Annotated in this window: 23 protein-coding genes and 1 tRNA gene; 11 read left to right on the forward strand and 13 right to left on the reverse strand. The window is 66.2% G+C overall.

What is annotated here, in order from left to right; all coding sequences use genetic code 11:
• Positions 1–101 precede the first annotated feature (101 nt).
• Positions 102–509 carry a hypothetical protein gene (locus A3AG_RS0123040; protein ID WP_018007700.1) on the forward strand — a complete coding sequence of 136 codons (408 nt, stop codon included), beginning with the start codon at positions 102–104 and terminating at the stop codon, positions 507–509.
• Between the two features lie 47 nt (positions 510–556).
• Complete coding sequence (locus A3AG_RS0123045; RefSeq protein WP_018007701.1) at positions 557–1,237, forward strand: C40 family peptidase; 681 nt, start codon at positions 557–559, stop codon at positions 1,235–1,237.
• A 70-nt stretch (positions 1,238–1,307) separates the two neighbouring features.
• Here A3AG_RS0123045 and A3AG_RS0123050 read toward each other — a convergent pair whose 3' ends face one another.
• The 8 genes from A3AG_RS0123050 to A3AG_RS0123085 form a co-directional block, all read right to left on the reverse strand.
• Entirely contained in the window at positions 1,308–2,315 is a 1,008-nt protein-coding gene (locus A3AG_RS0123050; protein ID WP_018007702.1) for an inorganic phosphate transporter, read from the reverse strand.
• A 13-nt stretch (positions 2,316–2,328) separates the two neighbouring features.
• On the reverse strand, positions 2,329–2,955 hold the full coding sequence (locus A3AG_RS0123055; protein ID WP_010809517.1) for a DUF47 domain-containing protein: 627 nt from the start codon (positions 2,953–2,955) through the stop codon (positions 2,329–2,331).
• Between the two features lie 190 nt (positions 2,956–3,145).
• Positions 3,146–4,537, reverse strand: a complete 1,392-nt coding sequence (locus tag A3AG_RS0123060; protein ID WP_018007703.1) for a replicative DNA helicase — start codon at positions 4,535–4,537, stop codon at positions 3,146–3,148.
• A 162-nt stretch (positions 4,538–4,699) separates the two neighbouring features.
• A complete protein-coding gene (gene rplI, locus A3AG_RS0123065; RefSeq protein ID WP_018007704.1) occupies positions 4,700–5,152 on the reverse strand; it encodes a 50S ribosomal protein L9 in 453 nt (150 codons plus the stop codon).
• A gap of 32 nt (positions 5,153–5,184) precedes the next feature.
• The gene (rpsR, locus tag A3AG_RS0123070; protein ID WP_006163606.1) at positions 5,185–5,463 is read right to left on the reverse strand and encodes a 30S ribosomal protein S18; all 279 of its coding nucleotides are present in this window, start codon (positions 5,461–5,463) and stop codon (positions 5,185–5,187) included.
• Between the two features lie 3 nt (positions 5,464–5,466).
• Entirely contained in the window at positions 5,467–5,766 is a 300-nt protein-coding gene (gene priB / locus A3AG_RS0123075; RefSeq protein ID WP_012353082.1) for a primosomal replication protein N, read from the reverse strand.
• An 89-nt stretch (positions 5,767–5,855) separates the two neighbouring features.
• Entirely contained in the window at positions 5,856–6,230 is a 375-nt protein-coding gene (gene rpsF / locus A3AG_RS0123080) for a 30S ribosomal protein S6 (protein WP_010809513.1), read from the reverse strand.
• 119 nt (positions 6,231–6,349) lie between these two features.
• Complete coding sequence (locus A3AG_RS0123085; protein ID WP_018007705.1) at positions 6,350–7,342, reverse strand: asparaginase; 993 nt, start codon at positions 7,340–7,342, stop codon at positions 6,350–6,352.
• A 266-nt stretch (positions 7,343–7,608) separates the two neighbouring features.
• On the opposite strand from A3AG_RS0123085, the gene lexA reads away from it, so the two are divergent.
• A complete protein-coding gene (gene lexA / locus A3AG_RS0123090) occupies positions 7,609–8,262 on the forward strand; it encodes a transcriptional repressor LexA (RefSeq protein ID WP_012353084.1) in 654 nt (217 codons plus the stop codon).
• 114 nt (positions 8,263–8,376) lie between these two features.
• Positions 8,377–8,547, forward strand: a complete 171-nt coding sequence (locus tag A3AG_RS34260) for a hypothetical protein (RefSeq protein ID WP_012353085.1) — start codon at positions 8,377–8,379, stop codon at positions 8,545–8,547.
• 45 nt (positions 8,548–8,592) lie between these two features.
• Here the strand turns inward: A3AG_RS34260 and A3AG_RS0123100 are convergent, their stop codons facing one another.
• Positions 8,593–8,937, reverse strand: a complete 345-nt coding sequence (locus tag A3AG_RS0123100; protein ID WP_231942128.1) for a hypothetical protein — start codon at positions 8,935–8,937, stop codon at positions 8,593–8,595.
• Between the two features lie 569 nt (positions 8,938–9,506).
• Here A3AG_RS0123100 and dusA point away from each other — a divergent pair.
• From dusA to A3AG_RS0123120, 3 genes are all read left to right on the forward strand, one after another.
• The gene (gene dusA / locus A3AG_RS0123105; protein WP_018007707.1) at positions 9,507–10,520 is read left to right on the forward strand and encodes a tRNA dihydrouridine(20/20a) synthase DusA; all 1,014 of its coding nucleotides are present in this window, start codon (positions 9,507–9,509) and stop codon (positions 10,518–10,520) included.
• A 983-nt stretch (positions 10,521–11,503) separates the two neighbouring features.
• Positions 11,504–11,782 (forward strand): hypothetical protein, encoded by a 279-nt coding sequence (locus tag A3AG_RS0123115; protein ID WP_026164422.1) that lies wholly within the window; start codon positions 11,504–11,506, stop codon positions 11,780–11,782.
• A gap of 103 nt (positions 11,783–11,885) precedes the next feature.
• Positions 11,886–11,961, forward strand: a tRNA-His gene (locus A3AG_RS0123120).
• Between the two features lie 83 nt (positions 11,962–12,044).
• On the opposite strand, the gene A3AG_RS0123125 is transcribed toward A3AG_RS0123120, so the two are convergent.
• From A3AG_RS0123125 to A3AG_RS0123135, 3 genes are all read right to left on the reverse strand, one after another.
• On the reverse strand, positions 12,045–12,605 hold the full coding sequence (locus A3AG_RS0123125; protein WP_018007709.1) for an NADPH-dependent FMN reductase: 561 nt from the start codon (positions 12,603–12,605) through the stop codon (positions 12,045–12,047).
• A 128-nt stretch (positions 12,606–12,733) separates the two neighbouring features.
• Positions 12,734–13,822 carry an enoyl-CoA hydratase/isomerase family protein gene (locus A3AG_RS0123130; protein ID WP_018007710.1) on the reverse strand — a complete coding sequence of 363 codons (1,089 nt, stop codon included), beginning with the start codon at positions 13,820–13,822 and terminating at the stop codon, positions 12,734–12,736.
• A gap of 105 nt (positions 13,823–13,927) precedes the next feature.
• A complete protein-coding gene (locus tag A3AG_RS0123135) occupies positions 13,928–15,508 on the reverse strand; it encodes a methyl-accepting chemotaxis protein (RefSeq protein WP_018007711.1) in 1,581 nt (526 codons plus the stop codon).
• A gap of 232 nt (positions 15,509–15,740) precedes the next feature.
• On the opposite strand from A3AG_RS0123135, the gene A3AG_RS0123140 reads away from it, so the two are divergent.
• Positions 15,741–16,604: a sterol desaturase family protein gene (locus A3AG_RS0123140; RefSeq protein WP_018007712.1), complete on the forward strand. Its 864-nt coding sequence runs from the start codon at positions 15,741–15,743 to the stop codon at positions 16,602–16,604.
• A 57-nt stretch (positions 16,605–16,661) separates the two neighbouring features.
• On the opposite strand, the gene typA is transcribed toward A3AG_RS0123140, so the two are convergent.
• On the reverse strand, positions 16,662–18,482 hold the full coding sequence (typA, locus tag A3AG_RS0123145; RefSeq protein ID WP_026164423.1) for a translational GTPase TypA: 1,821 nt from the start codon (positions 18,480–18,482) through the stop codon (positions 16,662–16,664).
• Between the two features lie 213 nt (positions 18,483–18,695).
• Between typA and A3AG_RS0123150 the strand changes: the two genes are divergently transcribed.
• The 3 genes from A3AG_RS0123150 to A3AG_RS0123160 all read left to right on the forward strand — a co-directional run bounded on the left by A3AG_RS0123150 (position 18,696) and on the right by A3AG_RS0123160 (position 22,140).
• Complete coding sequence (locus A3AG_RS0123150) at positions 18,696–19,178, forward strand: MarR family winged helix-turn-helix transcriptional regulator (RefSeq protein ID WP_018007713.1); 483 nt, start codon at positions 18,696–18,698, stop codon at positions 19,176–19,178.
• 110 nt (positions 19,179–19,288) lie between these two features.
• The gene (locus A3AG_RS0123155) at positions 19,289–20,845 is read left to right on the forward strand and encodes an efflux transporter outer membrane subunit (protein WP_018007714.1); all 1,557 of its coding nucleotides are present in this window, start codon (positions 19,289–19,291) and stop codon (positions 20,843–20,845) included.
• Positions 20,846–20,889: 44 nt separating this feature from the next.
• Complete coding sequence (locus A3AG_RS0123160; protein ID WP_018007715.1) at positions 20,890–22,140, forward strand: HlyD/EmrA/EmrK family protein; 1,251 nt, start codon at positions 20,890–20,892, stop codon at positions 22,138–22,140.
• Position 22,141: the final 1 nt, after the last annotated feature.

Consider the following 22,141-nt stretch of genomic DNA (forward strand, 5'->3'; position numbering starts at 1 on the left):
CATGCGGAAGGTGCCCGGGCCCGCTGTCGTGATCGGCAAGCGCAATGCGGCTATGATGTCCGCACGTCCGCTTGTGTCCCGCATCCCCACTGGAGGCGTCGATGAACCCACAGCATCTCCGCCTGGCCGCGCTGATCGGCGCCGCCATGTTCCTGACCTGCCTGCCGCAGGCGCGCGCGGCGGCTGACGACCTGGTGATCCGCACCACGGGTCCGGTCAGCTATGTCTGCGGCGGCGTCGCCGACGACGAGCGCCAGGCGCTAAGCGAGCGCGAGAAGGATTTCAACATCGGCGTCCTGTTCACGCAGGGCGCCGCCGGCGAGTTCCTGTCCGATGTCGCGGTCAAGCTGGTGCGCGACGAACAGGAGGTCGCAAGCTTCCGCGCCGCCGGCCCTCGCTGCCTGATACGTGCGCCCGAAGGCAGCTACAATATCGAGGCCAGTTACAAGGGCCAGGCCAGGTCGATCAAGGTCAGCACCGGTACGCGCAACGCCCAGCTACGCTGGTAGCGGCAAGGCTTCCGGTGCGCCGGCAGGCCGGCGACCGGAATCCAGCGATGCCATTGCGCCGTACCCATAGTTCTTCCAGTCCTTCCGCACTGCCCGGCCCGCTTGCCCGGGCCGGCCTGCCGCTGCTGTGCGCCGCCGCGCTGCTGCTGGCGGCGTGCGCCAGTTCCCCGCCCGCGCGCCAAGGCGGCTTGCCGCGTACGCCCGGCAAGCCCATGGTCGATCCCAGCGCCGGGCTTGAGGAGATCTCGATCCAGGCGATGTCGCTGGTGGGCACCCCCTACCGCTACGGCGGCAACACGCCCGATGCCGGCTTCGACTGCAGCGGCCTGGTGCGCTATGTGGTCGCGCGCGCGGCCAATGTCAACTTGCCGCGCACCACCGAGGCCATGGGTACGCGCGGCAGTTCGCTCGACCGCAGCGAAGTTGCTTCCGGCGACCTGGTGTTCTTCAACACCACCGGCCGTGCCAACTCGCACGTCGGCATCTACGTCGGCCAGAACCGCTTTGTCCACGCGCCCTCGTCCGGCGGCACCGTGCGCCTGGAGGACATGAGCAAGCCCTACTGGGCCTCGCGCTACAACGGCGCGCGGCGCGTGGTTGCCGGTGCGCTGACCCTGCCGCCGGCGCCGGCGACACCGGTGCCCGCGCCCGCCCCTGCGCCCCTGGTGCCGGAACCGGCCCCGCCGCCCGACGACGACGATCCCATTGCCGCCTTCGCCAACCGCTGAAGCCGCGACGCGGACAAGCAAAAAGCCAGGCATCTGCCTGGCTTTTTTTGCATCGACGGCCGGTTCCGCGTTACAGGATATGGCGACCGATCCACCATGCGATCGCCGCCATGAAGGCCGAGGCCGGAATCGTCAGCACCCAGGCCCAGACGATATTGCCAGCCACGCCCCAGCGCACCGCCGACATCTTCTGCGACGAACCGACCCCGACGATGGCGCCGGTGATCGTATGCGTGGTCGACACCGGCACGCCCAGCGCCGAGGCGAAGAACAGCGTCAGCGCACCGCCGGTCTCGGCGCAGAAGCCGCCCACGGGCTTGAGCTTGGTGATCTTCTGGCCCATGGTGCGCACGATGCGCCAGCCGCCGAACAGCGTGCCCATGCCGATGGCCACATAGCAGCTGACGATCACCCAGGTCGGCGGCGGATCGCCGGCCAGCACGTGGCCGCTGGCGATCAGCAGCATCCAGATGATGCCGATGGTCTTCTGCGCGTCATTGCCGCCATGGCCGAGGCTGTACAGCGACGCCGAGACCAGCTGCAGGCGACGGAACCAGCGGTCGACGCGCGATGGCGGCGTGCGGAAGAAGGTCCAGCCGACCATGACCATCATCAGCGAACCCAGCAGGAAGCCGAGGAAAGGCGACACCAGGATGAACGCCACCGTCTTCAGCAGGCCGCTGGCCACCAGCGCGCCGGTGCCGGCCTTGGCCACCGCTGCGCCCACCAGCCCGCCGATCAGCGCATGCGACGACGACGACGGAATGCCGTAGTACCAGGTGATGACGTTCCACGCGATGGCCCCGACCAGCGCGCCGAAGATGACATAGTGGTCGACGACCCCGCCCTGGATGGTACCGGTGCCAACCGTTGCCGCCACCTTCAGGTGGAACACGAAGATCGCGACGACGTTGCACATCGCCGCCATCGCCACCGCATGGTGCGGCTTGAGCACGCCCGTGGATACCACCGTCGCGATCGAGTTGGCCGCGTCGTGGAAGCCGTTCATGAAGTCGAACAGCAGTGCCAGCGCCACCAGCAAGGCGATCACCCACAGGCTCATTTGTATGGTCTGCATGCCGATTGCCGCCTCAGGCGTTTTCCAGGACGATGCCTTCGATGATGTTGGCGACGTCCTCGCACTTGTCGGTGATCGTCTCGAGCTGTTCGTAGATCGCCTTCAGCTTGATCAGGCGCTTGACGTCGGTCTCGTCGCGGAACAGCTTGGACATGGCCGAGCGCATCACGCGGTCGGCCTCGGATTCGAGCTGGTCGATCTGCTGCGCGGTCTTCAGGATGGTGCTGGCGTTGCCCATGTCCTCGAGCAGGCCCACGGCGATCTTGACCTGGTCGCAGCACTGCACGCAGATCGCGGCCAGGCGCAGCGCCTCGTCGGTCAGGTTGGTGACGTCGTACAGCGAGATGGTCTCGGCCACGTCTTCCATCAGGTCCAGGATGTCATCCATGGTCGTGATGAGCTTGTGGATCTCGTCGCGGTCCAGCGGCGTGATGAAGGTCTTGTGCAGCAGGTCGATGGTGTCGTGCGTGATGCGGTCGGCCTTCTTTTCGGTGGCCTGGACGCGCCGGGCATGCGCCTCGGCGTTGGGCAGGTCGTTGACCAGGGCCTGCAGTTCATGGGCGGCGGTCACCGCGCAGTCGGCGTGCTGGTTGAAATATTCGAAGAACTTGCCCTCGGTGGGCATGAATCGGCCGAACATGGAATGTTCCTTGTGGCAGCGTGGTATCGCTGCGGATGGTGTTGCGGGATTAAGCGGACGCGAGCATGACCGCCGCGGATGGCGGCTGTCATCAAAGCGCAATATTTTACAGGGTTACCGGGACATTGCCCGCGTATTTGGCACAAACGAGACGGGAAGGCACAGCGGAGCGCCGACCCGCTTGACTTCGTCAGGTGTCGTTGTCGAAGAAGGCCGGGCCGCCGCTGAAGTTGTCGAACTTCGTGAACTGGCCGAGGAAGGTCAGGCGCACCGTGCCGATCGGGCCGTTACGCTGCTTGCCGATGATGATTTCGGCGGTGCCCTTGTCCTGCGAGTCGGCGTTATAGACTTCGTCGCGGTAGATGAACAGGATCACGTCGGCATCCTGTTCGATAGCGCCCGATTCGCGCAGGTCGGACATCACCGGACGCTTGTTGGGGCGCTGCTCCAGGCTACGGTTCAGCTGCGACAGCGCGATCACCGGGCAATTCAGCTCTTTCGCCAGGCCCTTCAGCGAACGCGAGATTTCTGAAATTTCCGTGGCGCGGTTCTCGCCGCCGCCGGAGCCCGACATCAGCTGCAGGTAGTCGATGATGATCAGGCCCAGCTGCCCGCACTGGCGCGCCAGGCGCCGCGAACGCGCGCGCAGTTCCATCGGGTTCAGCGCCGGCGTCTCGTCGATGAACAGCTGGGTGTCGTTCATGCGCTGGATCGCATGCGTCAGGCGCGGCCAGTCCTCGTCGAGCAGGCGCCCGGTGCGCAGCCGGTGCTGGTCGAGCCGGCCGACCGAGCCCAGCATACGCATGGCCAGCTGGGTGCCCGCCATTTCCATCGAGAACACCGCCACCGGCAAGCCCTGCTCCACCGCGACGTGCTCGCCGATGTTCAGCGAGAACGCGGTCTTGCCCATCGACGGGCGGCCGGCGACGATGATCAGGTCGCCCGGCTGCATGCCGCTGGTCATCTTGTCCAGGTCGATGAAACCGGTCGGCACGCCGGTGACGTCGGTGGTGGAATCGCGGTGATACAGTTCGTCGATGCGCTCCACCACCTGGGTCAGCAGCGGCTGGATTTCCTGGAAGCCCTTCTGCCCGCGCGAGCCCTCTTCGGCAATCGCGAAGACCTTGGATTCGGCCTCGTCGAGCAGCTCGCGCACCTCGCGCCCCTTGGGCGCGAACGCGGCCGAGGCGATATCGTCGGCCACCGTCACCAGCTTGCGCAGCACCGAGCGCTCGCGCACGATCTCCGCGTAGCGGCGGATATTGGCCGCGCTGGGGGTGTTCTGCGCCAGCGAATTCAGGTACGCCAGTCCGCCCACCTCTTCGGCCTTGCCGGCCACCTGCAGCATCTCGTAGACCGTGATCACGTCGGCCGGCTTGGTCGCCGAGATCAACCGGGCGATGCTCTGGAAGATCATCCGGTGGTCGAAACGGTAGAAGTCCGCCTCGGAAAGGAAGTCCGCGATGCGGTCCCAGGCGGCATTGTCCAGCAGCAGGCCACCGAGCACCGATTGCTCGGCTTCGATGGAGTGCGGCGGGACCTTGAGGTTATCGAGTTGGGGGTCGGCGACGGGCGCGTTCATGGGGAGGGATTATAACGGCGGGTGGACACACTTCGCCGGACATTTGGCGACAGCGCCGTCCACGGCAGGCGGGCAACAAAAAAGGCAGGAGCCGGGGCTCCTGCCTTTCTGCAATGCTTGCGGGCGTCGGCCGGCGCGGGGCGCCGGCGTGGCGGCGCGTCCTTAGACGCTCTCGCCCACCACCGACACGGTCACGTCGACCACGACGTCGGTGTGCAGCGCAACGCTGACCGGGTGGTCGCCAACGGTCTTCAGCGGACCGTTCGGCAGGCGAACCTGCGCCTTTTCCAGCTTGTAGCCTTGGGCTGCCAGGGCTTCAGCGATGTCGGCGTTGGTCACCGAACCGAACAGGCGGCCGTCCACACCCGACTTCTGGGAGATCTGGACGGTCAGGCCGTTCAGCTTCTCGCCTTCGGCTTGCGCGGCGGCCAGCTTCTCGGCAGCGGCCTTTTCCAGCTCGGCGCGCTTGACTTCGAATTCAGCGATCGCGCTTTGCGTGGCGCGGCGGGCCTTCTTGCCCGGGATCAGGAAGTTACGGGCGTAACCGTCCTTCACCTTGACGATGTCACCCAGGTTGCCCAGGTTGACGACTTTTTCCAGCAGAATGATTTGCATCGTGTTCTCTCCTTGACGGACCTAGGGCCTGATCAGTTCTTGTGCAGGTCGGTGTACGGCATCAGCGCGAGGAAACGCGCGCGCTTGATGGCCGTATCCAGCTGACGCTGATAGTGAGCCTTGGTACCGGTCAGGCGGGCCGGCGTGATCTTGCCGTTGTCGCCGATGAAGTCCTTCAGGGTGTCCAGATCCTTGTAGTCGATCTGTTCGACGCCAGCCACGGTGAAGCGGCAGAAGCGCTTGCGCTTGAACAGCGGGTTCTGTTGCTGGAAGCGCTTCTTGTTCTTGTTGTCACGTTTGACGAATGCCATGATTCAATCCTTTTCGAATGCTTTACATCCAGTGATGTGAAAGACGAGAGCCTTGCTGTTGCGGTGCTTGCGGGCCAGGAATCCTTCGCAGTCGAGCAGCGTGCCGAGCGGTAGCCGCTCCAGACGCTGGCCCACCTGGCCGATCCCCATCGCAGCGATTGCAAACTCGACCTGCCGCGGCGTCTGCGCCTCGACGGCCTCGCCGCTGTACTGCAGGATGCAGTTCACGACGGGGACCCCGGCCGGGGTATAGCGCAGGGCATCGCGTTCCGCCAGGGTGGCGGCAAGCCGAAGCTGGTTCAACGCGGGGCCTCTTGCTGGTTGCAATCGTTGCGGTTTGCGCTCGTGCCCGGGCCGACGCTGTCAGCCACGGCACGCACCGCAGTCCGCACTCAGGCGGCCTGGCCTTCGGTGGTCGTTTGCGCGGCCTTGCGGGCTTCTTCGCGCTGCACTTCCTTCATCATCGGCGAAGGTGCGGTCTCGGCCTTCTTGGTCTGCACGATCAGGTGGCGCAGAACGGCGTCGTTGAACTTGAACGCGTGTTCCAGTTCAGCCAGGGTTTCCTTGCCGCATTCGATGTTCAGGCAAACGTAGTGGGCCTTGGCCAGCTTCTGGATCATGTAAGCCATCTGGCGACGGCCCCAGTCTTCCACGCGGTGAACGTTGCCGTTCTGCGAGGTCACGAGCTGCTTGTAGCGCTCGATCATGGCCGGCACTTGTTCGCTCTGGTCCGGGTGGACGATGAAGACGATTTCGTAATGACGCATTGACGCTCCTTTTGGGATTAGCCACCCGGGCGTCACGAGTCCGGTGTGGCAAGGTTGAATAGCCTTAAATTATAGCCCGCCGCGCGCCAACAACGCAAGCCGCTGATTTCACGGACAAATCAGGCGCTGGCAAAGACCGCCTGCAGCCGCGCCGGGTCGCGCGCCAGCCCCGCATCCGCCGCCAGGGCGAGCGCCAGCAACACGCGCGCCTTATAGGGGTTGAGGTCCGCAGCCGACACGAACACACCGTCGGCAGGACTTGGCTGGGGCGGGATCGCCACATGCCCCGCACCGGTACGCGAACTGCGCACCACCGCCACGCCGGCCGCGGCGGCGTCAGCCAGGGCCGCTGCCAGCACCTCGTGGACCGAGCCATTGCCGGCCGCGGCCACGACCAGCCCGGCGACGCCGGCCCGCACCAGCGCATCCACCGCCACCCGGCCCGGCTGGGCGTAGCTGGCCACGATCTCCACCACCGGCCAGAGCGCCGGCATCGGCCCGATGGCTGCCGTGGTCCGGGGCGCCCGCGCAAAGCGCACGTAGTCGTCCTGGACAAAACCAAGCGGCCCGCACGGCGAGACAAAGGCATCGACCGCCGAGGTATGCGCCTTGGCCACATCGCGCGCCGCGTGGATCTGCTGGTTCAGCACCACCAGCACGCCCTTGCCGCGCGCCTCCGGATGCGCGGCGACACGCGCCGCATCCAGCAGGTTCAGCGGCCCGTCGGCCGACAGCGACGTCGACGGACGCATCGCGGCGGTCAGCACCACGGGCACCGGGCACGCTTGCGTCAGGTGCAGCGCCATCGCGGTTTCTTCCAGCGTGTCGGTGCCGTGCGTGATCACGATGCCTGCGACATCGGGCTGGGCGGACCAGTGCCCGACCCGCGCTGCCAGCGTTTGCCACAGCGCGAAGGTCATGTCCTTGCTGTCGACCTGTGCCACCTGCTCGGCCTCGATGCGGGCCACCGCCTGCAGCGGCGGCACCGCGGCCAGCAACGTGCTCACCGGCACGGTCGCCGCCTGGTAGCGGGCGCTGCTGGCGGCGCTGCCTGACGCGCCGGCGATGGTGCCGCCGGTGGCCAATACGACGATGCGAGGCAATTGAGTCATGGGAGCGCGCAAGGAGTTTGTTCTGGATAAAGGAACCGCGATTGTAGCGGGCGCGCGCGCACGCCACAGCGCCGGGAACAGACGCTATGACCGGCGTCCATGCGACACACCTCAAAATTCTGCTTGCACTGACGCCGATACTGTATAAAATCACAGCATACTGTTTAAACATACAGTTCCGGCGCGCCGGATACTGGATAACGGAGCAGGACCTTCGCAAGCTCCTCCTTATCCAGGCCAGCGGCCCTGCACGGAACGGCGATCCCATGGCGACCCTGACACCCCGGCAGCAGCAGATTTTCGATCTGATCCGCAATACGATCCGCCGTACCGGCTTCCCGCCCACCCGCGCCGAGATCGCAGCGGAGTTCGGCTTCTCCTCGCCCAATGCCGCGGAAGAACATCTGCGGGCGCTGGCGCGCAAGGGCGTGATCGAACTGACGCCGGGCGCATCGCGCGGCATCCGCCTGAAGGTGTCGCGCAGCGATTCGGAACTGCCGGACCAGTTCTCGTTGCCGATGGCCGGTGTCTTGCAGCTGACGCTACCTCTGGTGGGCCGCGTCGCAGCCGGCAGCCCCATCCTGGCCGCCGAGCATATCGACCGCCAGTACCAGGTCGATGCCTCGGTCTTCGATGAGCGTCCGGACTATCTGCTGCGCGTGCGCGGCCTGAGCATGCGCGACGCCGGCATCCTCGACGGCGACCTGCTCGCCGTGCGCCGCGCCAGCGAAGCCGCCAACGGCAAGATCGTGGTGGCGCGACTGGGCGACGACGTCACCGTCAAGCGCCTGCAGCGGCGCGGTGGCCATATCGAACTGATCGCCGAGAACCCGGACTTCACCAACATCATCGTCGAGCCCGGTGAAGAGTTTTCGCTGGAAGGCATCGCCGTCGGGCTGATCCGCTCTTCCGGCTTCTAGCCGGGCACCATCGCAGGCACTCGTCCTGCGCGGGCCTATCCGCTTCCATTGCTTTGCAGACGCCGCCCGGCTTGCCGGGTGTTGACCCCGCTTTGCCTAAAAAGAGGTGCCACCATGCCGCAAATCCACCACGTCGCCGCCCGCCGTCCGGTCAAGCCCGTGCCGTTTCGCCAGAGCAAGGGCGTACGCGTCTATCAGGGTACGCAGCGCCGTACCATGGTCGGCAGCATGGCGGCAATCTGCCGCATGCTGGAACTTGAAACCACCGAAAAGCTGGCCGCCTGACGGATATCGGCAAACGCTAGCCGGGTCGCCTGGCCTCTTTTCCGCTCAGCTACGCGCGCACGCCTTGGCTTCGGCCTCGAGTTCCGTCGGCGTCAGCTGGGGAAACCAGGTATCGGTCTTGCGCAATTCGAGCGCCGTGCCGTCGGCCTGTGCCGTCAGAGAGATCAGGTAGGCGTATTGATACTCACCGCTTGCCGCGCTCTGGCCGATGCGGATCTCGGTCTGGTTTTTGGCCGGCAACTGGACCAGCGTCGCCTCATCGCCCAGATTGTTGCGCAGGCATTTCGCGACCTCGGCCATCTTGACCGGCGTAAACAGCCGCATCGGCGGGCGAGCGCGGACGTCCTTCTCCGAAGTGCCCGTGGCACACCCTGCCACCATGGTTGCCATTGCTGCGCCAATCAGTACCGTTCGAACCAACATACCGCCCCCGGGGAATGCAAAACGGCGCCCTTGGAAGGCACCGTCCTGGAGAATGCTTGGGTTGGCTGGATGGGACTCGAGCCCACGACGACGGAAATTTGCCATCCCGGCGTCTATCGCCATTGACCCCCATGAAATCAACGCTTTTGGCTTCGCATTGTTCCGCACTGGCGCTGAAATCTCATAGCATTGGTGCAGGTTTTGCGGACGCCGGGCCGGATTCTAACCCGCGCGCGCGCCACGCGCCATCTCGTATTGGCGCAAAAATCGGGGCGAGCGCGAGCGCTCAGGAGCGCCTCGCATTGCCAGAGCCACCGCGGACTCGAGTTTGATATCCAGCCGCTCGCGGGCGGCGTACCACTGCGCCGGCGGACAGCAGCAGACCTTGGCGCGGTAGCCTATACTCACGACTTCTCGCTGGCCCGCCATGCATTGGGTTCCTGCCGGGGTGCGGTGAGGTGCATGTGTCACCGCACCTGTCCCAACTGCAGAGCCGACGCTGCCGCGTCCGGACCGCCTCCAATTGCTGTATTTCCATGAACGTAAATCCCCGCCGCATTTCGGTTGCGCCGATGATGGACTGGACCGACCGTCATTGCCGCATGTTCCATCGCCAGCTCAGCCGCCACACCTGGCTGTATACCGAGATGGTGACCACCGGCGCGCTGCTGCATGGCGACGTGCCGCGCCACCTCGACTTCGACGCGGCCGAGCATCCGGTCGCGCTCCAGCTTGGCGGCAGCGAGCCGGCCGACCTTGCCATGGCGGCGAAGCTGGGCCAGCAGTGGGGCTATGCGGAAATCAACCTGAACTGCGGCTGCCCGTCCGAGCGGGTGCAGCGCGGCGCCTTCGGTGCCTGCCTGATGGCGGAGCCCGAGCTGGTGGCGGACTGCGTGAAGGCGATGCGCGATGCGGTGGCGCTCCCGGTGACCGTGAAGCATCGCATCGGCATCGACAAGATCGAGCACTACGATTTCGTTCGGGATTTTGTCGGCAAGGTCGCGCAGGCGGGTTGCGGCACGTTCATCGTCCATGCCCGCAATGCGATCCTGAAGGGCCTGAGCCCGAAGGAGAACCGCGAGATTCCGCCGCTGCGCTATGAAGTGGCATACCAGCTCAAGCGCGAATTCCCGGAGCTCGAGATCCTGATCAACGGCGGCATCGCCAGCCATGACGACATCGCCGCCCATTTGCAGCACGTCGATGGCGTCATGATCGGGCGCGAGGCGTATCACCAGCCGTACATCCTGGCGGAAATGGACGCGCGCTTCTATGGCGATGCCAGTGCGCCGGTGCCGTCGCGGCTCGAGGTCGAGCTGGCGATACAGCGTTATATCAGCGACTTCGTCGAGCAAGGCGGATATATGGGTGCCGTGACACGGCACATGCTCGGCCTGCATCGTGGCGTCGCCGGCGGACGTGGCTGGCGCCGCGTGCTGTCCGATGCGAAGCGCATGCATGCGGCGCGCACGCGGGCCGACGTCGAGGCGCTGTTCGAAGAAGCGCGCACGCATCTGCGCCCGCACGCGCACGAGCCACTGGCCGCGTAAACCGCACGGCCTCTCGCCATGCCGAGGCCGCGCTCTAACTTCGAATCGTGAAAATATGCATGGCGGCGCGCCGGTTCCGCGCGCCGCACATGAGAGACCCGATCGCCCGGAAACCGGCGCCCGGAAAGGGATTCCCCTAATTCGCTGAGGCAGGGCACTTTCTTACACTGTGCCTGCCCTCGAATACAGGGCTTTCTTCAACTGATTATTAGCCCGCTCCGGCGGGCTTTTTTTTCGTCGGCGATCTCGCGCTTGCGGCATCGCTCTTCGTTTACCCGAATGGTGCATTGCCCGCATGGCAGCTACAGTGCAACGGCCTTCAGGGCATTTGAGATCGCTAAAGTTAAGAGTCCGCGCTGCGGACTCTTTTTTTGCGCGCTCGCCCTGCACCACCTGGACGAACGGATTTGACCAGCCTTCCGGTCAAGCGTTCCATCGGTCACGCAAAAAAATCGATTCAACCGTTAGGCGCATCGCCACGTTTATCGCGTATGGCTGATGCCGATGTCGAGCGTGCCGTAAGTCGTGATGCTCGATTCCCTGCCGTCGGCACCGCCGCTCGCAGCGCATCCGCCGAGCAAGGCCGCCACTGCCGCAACGGCAAGAATCCTCGTCCTCCATCTACACTTGTCCTGCATGGCTGTTCCCTGCAATCGATCACGTCGGTTGGGCTCGCGCGTGGCCGGGAGGTTCCGTCGCACCCTGGTGCGGCATGGCAGCGTCGGTTGCCAAAGGGAAGGAAAAAGAGGCAGGCGGCCCATGGGGCGGGCCGCCTGACGGGAAGGTCGAGGGGGGTCAATGTCCCTCGGACTCGAGTATCGCTTCGGGCACGTGCCGCATGAACCCTGCAGAGGTAGGGGCTGTGCGCAGCATATTTGGCTGGCGGGTGTGGTCGGAAGTCATGTGGGACCCGTGATACGATTTCCGCACGCTCCCAGGCGAGATCAGGCATGGTATGCGGACCGTGCCGGCAGGGAGGCAGCATGGACAAAGACAACGTGGAAAAAGAAGCGCCGTTTGGCGTCGTCTATGAAGACTTCAGGGTGATCTGGGTGGCCGAGCAGCTCCAGGATGGCAAATGGACCGCGCGCTACTGCTGGCACCCCGGCACCTCGGAAGCCGCGGGCAAGGCGTTGCAGGAAGCCGTGCTGAACGGGAAGTCGCGCCGGCTGCTGGGCCAGTTCGATACCGAAGCCGAGACCATCGCGGCGATCAAGCAGGCGGTGCTGCTCGAGGCCAAGTGGAGCCCGTCCCGGTCCTGAGCAGTATCCCGCAAATTTTTTTGTGCGGGATACTAGCCATCTCGAAAATCTGTTTGTATAATCTTGTTTTTCGTCGATCAGCGCTTCGCTGATGACCTCTACGGTGGCTGTAGCTCAGTTGGTAGAGTCCAGGATTGTGATTCCTGTCGTCGTGGGTTCGAGTCCCATCAGCCACCCCAAAATTCCCTGCAAAACGGCGCCTGATTCAGGCGCCGTTTTGCTTTCTGCTCACGGTGTTCGGCAGCTGGCGCTGCGCGCCTCCTCAGCGCGGCGCGTTGCGCTCGATCCAGCCGGCAAACGTGTTCAAGAACTTGCCAAGGAAGCCCTTGGTCGACTCGTTGCCAATCCCGCCCTGCTCGTCGAACAGCTTGTCGACGCCGCTGATATACGCCTCGGGCTGCTGCAGGATGGGTATGTTCAGGAACACCAGTGACTGCCGCAGATGGTGGTTGGCACCGAAGCCGCCGATGGCGCCCGGCGATGCGCTGACGATGGCACCGGGCTTGCCGTCCCAGACGCTGCTGCCATAGGGGCGCGAACCCACGTCGATGGCGTTCTTCAGCGGCGCCGGGACCGAGCGGTTGTATTCGGGCGTGACGAACAGCACGGCGTCGGCGCGGCGGATACGGTCGCGGAATGCAGTCCAGGCCTGGGTCGGCTTGTCGTCGAGATCCTGGTTGTACAGCTCCAGGCCGCCGATCTCGACGATTTCCAGCTTCAGCTGCGCTGGCGCCAGCGCGATCAGCGCCTTGGCCAGCTTGCGGTTGTATGACTCCTTGCGCAGGCTTCCCACCAGTACAACGACATCACGAGGATCACTCATTGCGGCTCCTTTGACGGTGTGGACGGAATGGCACAGGCGGCGCCCGCGCCCGGCATGGCCGTGCGCGGGCACCAGACCCTGCCCGTCACTCTACCCGAGTCGGCGCCGGCGCGTTCCGTGCAGCGATGTCAGGCGTGCTTGCCCAGTGCCGCCAGCGGGTGTTCCTCCTGGCGCCACGGGCTGTCGAAGAACGACAGCGCCTTCTCGCGGCTGACTTCGTCGAGCCGCGCGTATTGCCAGCGCGGCTTGTGGTCCTTGTCGACCGCCAGCGCGCGGATGCCTTCGACGCCGTCGCCCTTGCGGAACACGTAGTACATCATGTCGAGCTCCATGCGCAGCTCGTCTTCCAGCGCCATGCTGCGCGCGCGGCGGATCTGCTCGAGCGTCACGCACAGCATCAGCGGCGAACGGCTGCGCAGCATGGCGGCGGTCTGCGCGGCCCAGTCGCCGGGGGCGTCGCTGACGGCGGCAAGGATGTCCAGCGCGGTGTTGCCGGCGAACAGCTGGTCGATCTGCGCCGACAGCCCGGCCAGCGTGCTTTGCGCCGGCACGCAATCCGCGCGGTGCGGTGCCGTGAAGGTATCGATATGCGCCAGCACCGCAGCGCCGCTGGCGAACTGCCGCGCGCGCAGCGAATCGATCAGTTCCGCGAGGCGGTTGCCCGGCAGGTAGGCGTCGGCCAGGCCGGCATACAAGGCATCGGCGGCGTGGATCACGGTGCCGGTCAGGCCCAGGTATTCGCCGATGCGCCCTGGGGTGCGCGCCAGGAACCAGCCACCGCCCACATCCGGGAACAGGCCGATATTGGTTTCGGGCATGGCCATCCTGGTGCGGTCGGTGACCAGCCGCAGCCGCGCGCCCTGCGAGATGCCCATGCCGCCGCCCATCACCACGCCGTCCATCAGCGCGATATAGGGCTTGGCGTAGCGGTGGATCAGGAAATTGAGCGCGTATTCCTCGACGAAGAACTGGTCGAGCAGCGGATCGCCCGCATGCGCGGCCTGGTGGAAATAGCGGATATCGCCGCCGGCGCAAAACGCCTTGCCGCCGGCACCGGCCACCACCACGGCGGCGACCTCGGGCGCGGCGGCCCAGTCCTGCAGTGCCTGCGTGATGGCGCGGATCATGTCCAGCGACAGCGCGTTGAGCGCCTGCGGCCGGTTCAGCGTCAGGTAGCCGATGCCTCCGCGGACCTCGGTCGTGACGAATTCAGTCATGTCGTACTCCTCCAATGCAACTGGCAATTTTACGCCAGTCACCTTGGCCAGCGCACCCGCGTGGGCAGCTTGCGACGCATGCAGCCGGGCCTGCGCCCCGCCCGCTCAGGCCAGCCGGAACGTCGCCACCAGCGAGGTGAGCCGCTGCGCCTGCTCTTCCAGCGACGCCGCGGCAGCCGCGGCCTGCTCCACCAGCGCCGCGTTCTGCTGCGTCATGCTGTCCATCTGCGACACCGCCACATTGACCTGCTCGATGCCGTTGGACTGCTCGTCCGAGGCCGCGCTGATATCGCCGATGATGGCGCTGACGCGCTGCACCGCGTCGACGATGTCCTGCATCGCGCGTCCCGCCTCGTCGACCAGCCCCGAGCCTTCCCGCACATTGGCGACGGACGCGCCGATCAGCGCGCGGATTTCCTTGGAGGCGCCGGCGCAGCGCTGCGCCAGGTCGCGCACGTCGCCCGCCACCACGGCAAAGCCACGGCCATGCTCGCCGGCACGCGCCGCTTCCACCGCTGCGTTCAGCGCCAGGATATTGGTCTGGAACGCAATCTTCTCGATCACGTCGATGATGTCGACGATCTTGCCCGAGCTGGCGTCGATAGACTGCATGGTATTGACCACGCGCAGCACCGCGTCGCTGCCGCGGCCGGCCAGGGTGGCGGCATCGCTGGCGAGCGCACGCGCCTCGCGTGCGCTGTCGGCATTCTGGCGCACGGTGCTGGTCAGTTCTTCCATGCTCGATGCGGTTTCCTCCAGCGACGCCGCCTGCTGCTCGGTGCGCTGCGACAAGTCGGCGTTGCCGCTGGCAATCTGCTTGCTGGCCGCGGCGATCGAGTCGGCACCGCCGCGCACATCGCCCACCATTGCCACCAGGCTGGCCTGCATCCGGCCCAGCATGCCGAGCATGCGCGCGGTCTCGTTGCGCGCCGCTTCATCGGCCAGCGCTTCGCCGGCCCGCACTTCGCCGCCGGCGGCGGCAACGCTCAGGTCACCGCCGGCAATCCTTTCGAAGCGCGCAATCGCCGTATCCAGCGGCCGCACGATGGAACGGCGCAGGCGCCATGCCACCACGGTGCTGAACACCAGTCCCGCTGCCAGCACGCACACGGACAGCGTGAACAAGTTGCGGTAGCGCTGCTGCGAGGCCTCGTAGACCTGCCTGGCGCTGGCCACCTGCAGCTTGTTCAGCTCGGCGTTGACGGCGGTGAAGGCGATATCGAGCTGCGGAATGGTTTCCAGCACCGCCTTCATCACGCCGTCGCGATCGCCGGCATGCAGTGCGGCGATCATGGGCGCGACACCCTGCCGGAACAGCGCATCGCGCTTGGCGGTCACGTCTTCGACCACCTTCGCTTCGTCGGCCGAACGCGGCAGCGCGAGATAGGCCTTCCAGGCCTGCTCGGAATCGCGCGCAAAGCCTTGCGCGGTCGCGGCGCGCGCCTTGGCGTCGGCCGGATCGGCGGCAAAGGTGGCCTGGTCCAGCAGCACGCGCACCAGCAACTGGTTCGAACGGGCCTCGGCCAGGTGGACCGCGGCCGACAGCTGCTGCTCGTAGATCTGGTGCGTGGCCTCGTTGCTGCGCGACATGCCGAGCCAGCCGACGGCAGCGACAATCAGCAACAACAAATTGGTGGCGATCGTGAGGAACCACAATCTGGCGCCGATAGTCGTGTTCTTGAACATGGATGAGGCTCCGGGAGGGATGAGGAAACTGGAACGAAGGCGGCGCGCCGCGCCGCTGCCCTGTCCAACTACGGCGCCGGCGCCGCATCCTTTACCCGTATTGACGGCCTTCCCATGCGTGACAGAACTGCGCGGCAGTACATCATTCCCTCACGTGGCGAATGCTGCGCGCACAGCGCCGTTTGGAGGAAGCCCTCGTGGCAAATTCATGGCAAACGGGCAAACTGCCGGGATGAACACCGCATCGCTCGATCCCGGACTCGTGCTGCTGGCCTTCGCGCCGGCCTTCGTGCTGACCATCGGCGCCGAAGCGTGGTACTGGGCGCGCCGCGACCCTGCCGTCTACAGCCTGCGCGACACGCTCTGCAACGCCGCGCTGGCGCTGATGCACCAGGCCTCGGACGCGTTCTTCCTCTGGCTGATGGTCCGCACCGTCTATATGTGGTGCTACCAGCACGGCCTGCAGGCGATGCCGCAGACGCTGTGGTCGTTCTTGCTGCTGCTGTTGCTGCAGGACTTCCTCTACTACTGGTTCCATCGCGCCAGCCATCGCGTGCGCTGGCTGTGGGCTTCGCACGTAACGCATCATTCGTCGGAGGGCATGAATTTCTCGACCGCGTTCCGGCAGAGCCTGACCTACCCGCTGTCCGGCATGTGGCTGTTCTGGATTCCGCTGGCGTATATCGGCTTCACGCCGGACTGGGTGATCCTGGCCGTGGGCCTGAACCTGGGCTTCCAGTTCTTTGTCCATACGCGGCTGGGGCAACGCTGGCCGCTGGTCGAGCGGCTGCTGAACACGCCTTCGGTCCATCGCGTCCACCACGCGAAGAACCCGCAGTACATCGACCGCAACTATGCCGGCGTGCTGACGCTCTGGGACCGCCTGTTCGGCACCTTCGTCCCCGAGCGCGAGGCACCGGTCTACGGCATTACGCGCCAGGTGCGCAGCCATGACCCGCTGACGCTGACCTTCCACGAGTGGCGCGACATGTTCGCCGATGCCTGGCGCGACCGCGACCTGCGCTACCTGTGGAAGCCGCCGGAATGGCGCAGCCCGCGAGCCACAGTGCCGGCGACACTGCCGGGCACGCAATAAAAAAACCGCGCCTGGCAGGCGCGGTTTCTTTGTGGGCAGCGTAGCGCCTGGGGGCGCTTATGCGCCTTCGCGGGCGGCGCGCTTGCGCTCGTGCTCCTTCAGGTGGCGCTTGCGCAGGCGGATGCTCTTGGGCGTGAGTTCGACCAGCTCGTCGTCGGCGATGAATTCCACCGCGTATTCCAGCGACATCTGGATCGGCGGCACCAGGCGCACCGCTTCGTCGGTACCCGAGGCACGCACGTTGGTCAGCTGCTTGCCCTTGATCGGGTTCACGACCAGGTCGTTGTCGCGGCTGTGGATGCCGATGATCATGCCTTCATACAGCGCATCGCCCGGCTTGACGAACATGCGGCCGCGGTCCTGCAGCTTCCACAGCGCGTAGGCCACGGCGTCGCCGTCGTCCTGCGAGATCAGCACGCCGTTGTGGCGCTCGCCCAGGCCGCCTTCACGCACCGGCGCGTAGTCGTCGAAGATATGGCTGATCAGGCCGGTGCCGCGGGTCAGCGTCAGGAACTCGCCCTGGAAGCCGATCAGGCCGCGCGCAGGAATGCGGTACTCAAGGCGGGTGCGGCCCTTGCCGTCCGACGCCATGTCGAGCAGTTCGCCCTTGCGGCGGCCCAGCTCTTCCATGATGCCGCCCTGGTGGCTGTCTTCGACATCCACGGTCAGCAGCTCGTACGGCTCGCACTTGACGCCGTCGATGTCCTTGAACACCACGCGCGGACGCGACACGGCCAGCTCGTAGCCTTCGCGGCGCATGTTTTCCAGCAGGATGGTCAGGTGCAGTTCGCCGCGGCCCGAGACTTCGAAGATGGTGTCGTCGCCGGTATCGGCCACGCGCAGCGCCACGTTGGACTTCAGTTCACGGTCCAGGCGCTCGCGCAGCTGGCGGCTGGTGACGAACTTGCCTTCGCGGCCGGCCAGCGGCGAGGTGTTGACGCAGAAGTTCATGGTCAGCGTCGGCTCGTCCACCTTCAGCATCGGCAGCGCGTCCTGGGCCTCGGGCGCGCACACGGTGCAGCCGATGCCCAGTTCCTCGATGCCGTTGATCAGCACGATGTCGCCGGCTTCGGCTTCCGGCACGATTTCGCGCTCCAGGCCCTGGAACTTCAGCACCTGGTTGATGCGGCCCTTGATCGGGTTGCCTTCCGGGCCGAACTTGACCACCACGTCCTGCAGCGGACGGGCACGGCCACGCGAGATGCGGCCCACGCCGATCTTGCCGACGTAGCTGGAGTAGTCCAGCGAGATGATCTGCAGCTGCAGCGGGCCGTCGCGGTCGTCGTCACGCACCGGCACCTTGTCGAGCACGGTCTCGAACAGCGGCTTCATGTCGCCGTCGCGCACGTCTTCGGTCAGGCCGGCGTAGCCGTTCAGGCCCGAGGCGTAGATCACGGGGAAGTCGAGCTGCTCGTCGGTCGCTCCCAGCTTGTCGAACAGGTCGAAGGTCTGGTTGATGACCCAGTCCGGACGCGCGCCCGGGCGGTCGATCTTGTTGATCACGACGATCGGCTTCAGGCCCAGCGCCAGCGCCTTGCGCGTGACGAAGCGGGTCTGCGGCATCGGGCCTTCGACCGCGTCGACCAGCAGCAGCACGCCGTCGACCATCGACAGCACGCGCTCCACTTCACCGCCGAAGTCGGCGTGGCCCGGCGTGTCGACGATATTGATATGGGTGCCGTTGTACTCGACGGCACAGTTCTTCGCGAGAATCGTGATCCCGCGTTCCTTTTCCAGGTCGTTCGAGTCCATCACCCGCTCGGCGACTTGCTGGTTGTCGCGGAAGGTGCCTGCCTGGCGCAGGAGCTGGTCGACCAGGGTGGTCTTGCCATGATCGACGTGGGCGATGATGGCGATATTTCGGATGGCGCGGGTCATTGCTGCGTCTCGCTAGAACGGGGCCCTCGCAAAGGAGGGCCGGAGAATCTGAGGTAACCCAACATTCTAGCATGTTGCGGCGCAAGAAGCGTTGACCCGAACCGCTGCTCGCATAGGGAAAATATTTGCTGATTTCGCAATAACCAATTTCCGTTCTTGCGGATCGTTAAACGTGAACATATATTTGCCTCAGCAAAGATTGCAAAGGCAAAGATGTCACAAGCCCCCTCTTCCGCTCCGCCCGCCGCCCCCGAGGGCGCATTCGATCCCGCCCGGTACCAGATGTGCGACAGCGTCGGCTACCTGATGCAGCGGGCCAAGAACATGCTGGCGCATGGCGTCGAGCAGGAGGTCAGCAGCCTGGACATCACCCAGGCCCAGGCCAGCTGTCTGATGATGCTGGCCACCGGCCGTGCCTCGACCGTCACCGACCTCGGCCGCGAACTGAACACCGACATGGGCTCGGTCACGCGCCTGCTCAGCCGCATGGAAAAACGCGGCCTGATCGAGCGCCGCCGCCGCGACGCCGACCGCCGCGTGGTCGACCTGTCGTTGACGCCACAGGGCCAGGAACTGGTCGAGCAGCTGCCGGCGATCTTCTGCAAGGTCCTGGCGCACCACTTTCGCGGTTTTTCCGAGGACGAAATCCAGTTGCTGCGAAGCATGCTGCGGCGGGTCATCGACAACAGCGGGTAGCCGGCCTTATGCCGGACCTCCGGCACGCCAGATCGTCCGCGTTGGCCAGTCCGGCCGGACACCGCTAGCAGCCCGTAGAAACCGTATGGCTCCGGCCACGGAGCAACACCATGAAACCAGCTCTTTCCTTCCGATTTACCCAGCCCGCCAGTTCCCGCAAGCTGGCGCGCCGTGCCGGCACGCTGGCGCTGACCGCGATCGCGGCCGCGGCGCTGGCCGGCTGCGCCGCGCTTGGCGATTCGCACAGCACCCAGACCATGACCGATCCGGCCGCGCTGGCGACTTCGCAAACCCTGCCCGGCGAGCACGGCCAGTGGCCGTCGCAGGACTGGGTTGCCCAGTTCAAGGATCCGCAGCTCAGCGCGCTGGTCGATGAAGCGGTCAAGGACAGCCCGAGCCTGCAGGCTGCATTCGCCCGGGTGGAAGCCTCGCGCGCCATGGCCGAAGCCACCCGCAGCGCGCTCTATCCGCATGTGGAGTTCGAAGGCAGCCTGATCCGGCAGCGCTTGTCCGAAACCGACCTGTTCGAAGGCACGCCGCTGGCGGGCTCGTGGCAAAACCAGTCGCGCCTGCAAGTGGGCCTGTCCTATGACTTCGACTTCTGGGGCAAGAACCGCGACGCGCTCGAGGCCGCGCTCTCCGACGACCGCGCCGCCGAAGCCGAAAGCCAGGCCTCGCGCCTGATCCTGGCCACCTCGATCGCGCGCAACTACGCGCGCCTGGCGGCGCTCTACGCCCAGCGAGACGTGGCCGAGCGCGCCATTGCCCAGCGCCGCGACCTGACCGAGCTGTCGCGCCAGCGCCTGGCGGCCGGCCTGGACACCCAGGTGGAAACCACGCAGGCGCGCGGCACCGTGGCCGCCTCGCGGACCGACCTGCAGCGCGTGGACGAGGAAATCGCGCTGGCCCGCAACCAGCTCGCGGCGCTGCTTGGCAAGGGCCCCGACCGCGGCCTGCAGATCCAGCGCCCGGTGCTGCTGGCACAGGCCACGCCGACGCTGCCCGACAACCTGACCATCGGCCTGCTGGGCCGCCGCCCTGACCTGGTCGCGGCGCGCTGGCGCGTCGAGGCCGCGTCGAAGGACATCAACGTCGCGAAGAAAGAATTCCTGCCCGACGTCAGCCTGAGCGCGTTCGCCGGCCTGGCCGCGCTGGATCCGTCCAGGCTGCTGATGGGCATCAGCCGCACCTTCGGCATCGGCCCGACCATCCGGCTGCCGATCTTCGAAGGCGGCAAGCTGCGCGCCGACCTGAAGGGCAAATACGCCGGCTACGACATTGCCGTGGCCAACTACAACCAGGCGCTGGTCGATGCGCTGCGCGAGACCGCCGACACCATGACCAGCATCCGCAGCGTCGACAAGCAGATCCAGACCCAGCGCGAAGCACTGGACCTGGCCGAGCACGCCTATGCGCTGGCCACCACGCGCTACAAGGCCGGGCTCGGCACGCAGCTGACCGTCCTCAACGCGGAAAGCAATGTGCTGCAGCAGCGTCGCCTGGCGACCGACCTGCAGGCGCGGCGGCTCGACCTGCAGATGGGCCTGATGAAGGCGCTCGGCGGCGGCTACCAGGAGCCCGCCGCAGGCCACGAGAACGTGGCGCATGGCCAGGCCCGGCGGCCGGACCAAACCCAGGACCACACCCAGGCGGGCGCCCGCGGCTGAGCCGCGCACCCGGTGATCGCAGACAAGATTATCCAGAAGACATCATGAGCAACAACCAGCAAGCGGCCGGCACCACTCCCTCCCACCAAGCCACGGCCACCCCTCCCAACGGCAAGCGCAAGCGCATGCTGCTGTCGCTGACCGCGGCGATCGTCGTCGCCGGCATCGGCTATGGCGTGTACTGGGGGCTGTATGCCCGCCATTTCGAAAGCACCGACGACGCCTACGTCGCCGGCAACGTGGTCCAGGTCACGCCGCTGGTGGCCGGCACGGTAGTGTCGATCTCGGCCGACGACACTCAGCTGGTCACCGCCGGCCAGCCGCTGATCCAGCTCGACCGCGCCGACACGCAGGTGGCGCTGGAACAGGCCGAGGCCCAGCTGGCCCAGGCCGTGCGCGAAGTGCGCACGCTCTACGTCAACAACGGCTCGCTCGCCGCCAACGTGGCGCTGCGCGAGGCCGACGTGGCCAAGGCCCGCGACGACCTGCGCCGGCGCCAGGCCATTGCCGGCTCGGGCGCGGTGTCGAATGAAGAGATCTCCCACGCGCAAGCCGCCCTCAAGGGCGCCGAGTCGGCGCTGCTGGCCTCGCGCGAGCAGCTGGCATCGAACAAGGTGCTGACCGACCAGACCACGGTCGAGCACCACCCCAACGTGCAGCGCGCCGCCGCCAACCTGCGCTCGGCCTACCTGTCGTTCGCGCGCTCGGCGCTGCCGGCGCCGGTGACCGGCTACGTCGCCAAGCGCTCGGTGCAGGTCGGCCAGCGCGTCGCCGCCGGCGCGCCGCTGATGGCGGTGGTGCCGCTGGACCAGGTCTGGGTCGACGCCAATTTCAAGGAAGTGCAGATCACGCATATGCGCATCGGCCAGCCGGTGACGCTGGAAGCCGATGTCTATGGCTCAAAGGTCGAATACCGCGGCAAGGTCGCGGGCTTCTCGGCCGGCACCGGCTCGGCGTTTTCGCTGCTGCCGGCGCAGAACGCCACCGGCAACTGGATCAAGGTGGTGCAGCGCCTGCCGGTGCGCATCGCGCTGGACCCGCAGCAGCTCAAGGACCATCCGCTGCGCGTGGGCCTGTCGATGACGGTCAAGGTCGACGTGCGCCGCGAGGAAGGCGCCGCCATGGCCGCCGCCGCGCCGGCCAGGCCGATGCAGACCGATGTCTATGACAAGGTGGCGCAGGATGCCGACCAGCTGATCGCGCGCATCATCACCGCCAACAACGGCGGCCGCGGCACCGGCCTGTCCCCGGCCAGCGCCGCCCACGCCAAGTCCGACCGGCCCGCCAATACCTGAT

The organism is Cupriavidus neocaledonicus, assembly GCF_000372525.1.
GTDB classification, from domain to species: domain Bacteria; phylum Pseudomonadota; class Gammaproteobacteria; order Burkholderiales; family Burkholderiaceae; genus Cupriavidus; species Cupriavidus neocaledonicus.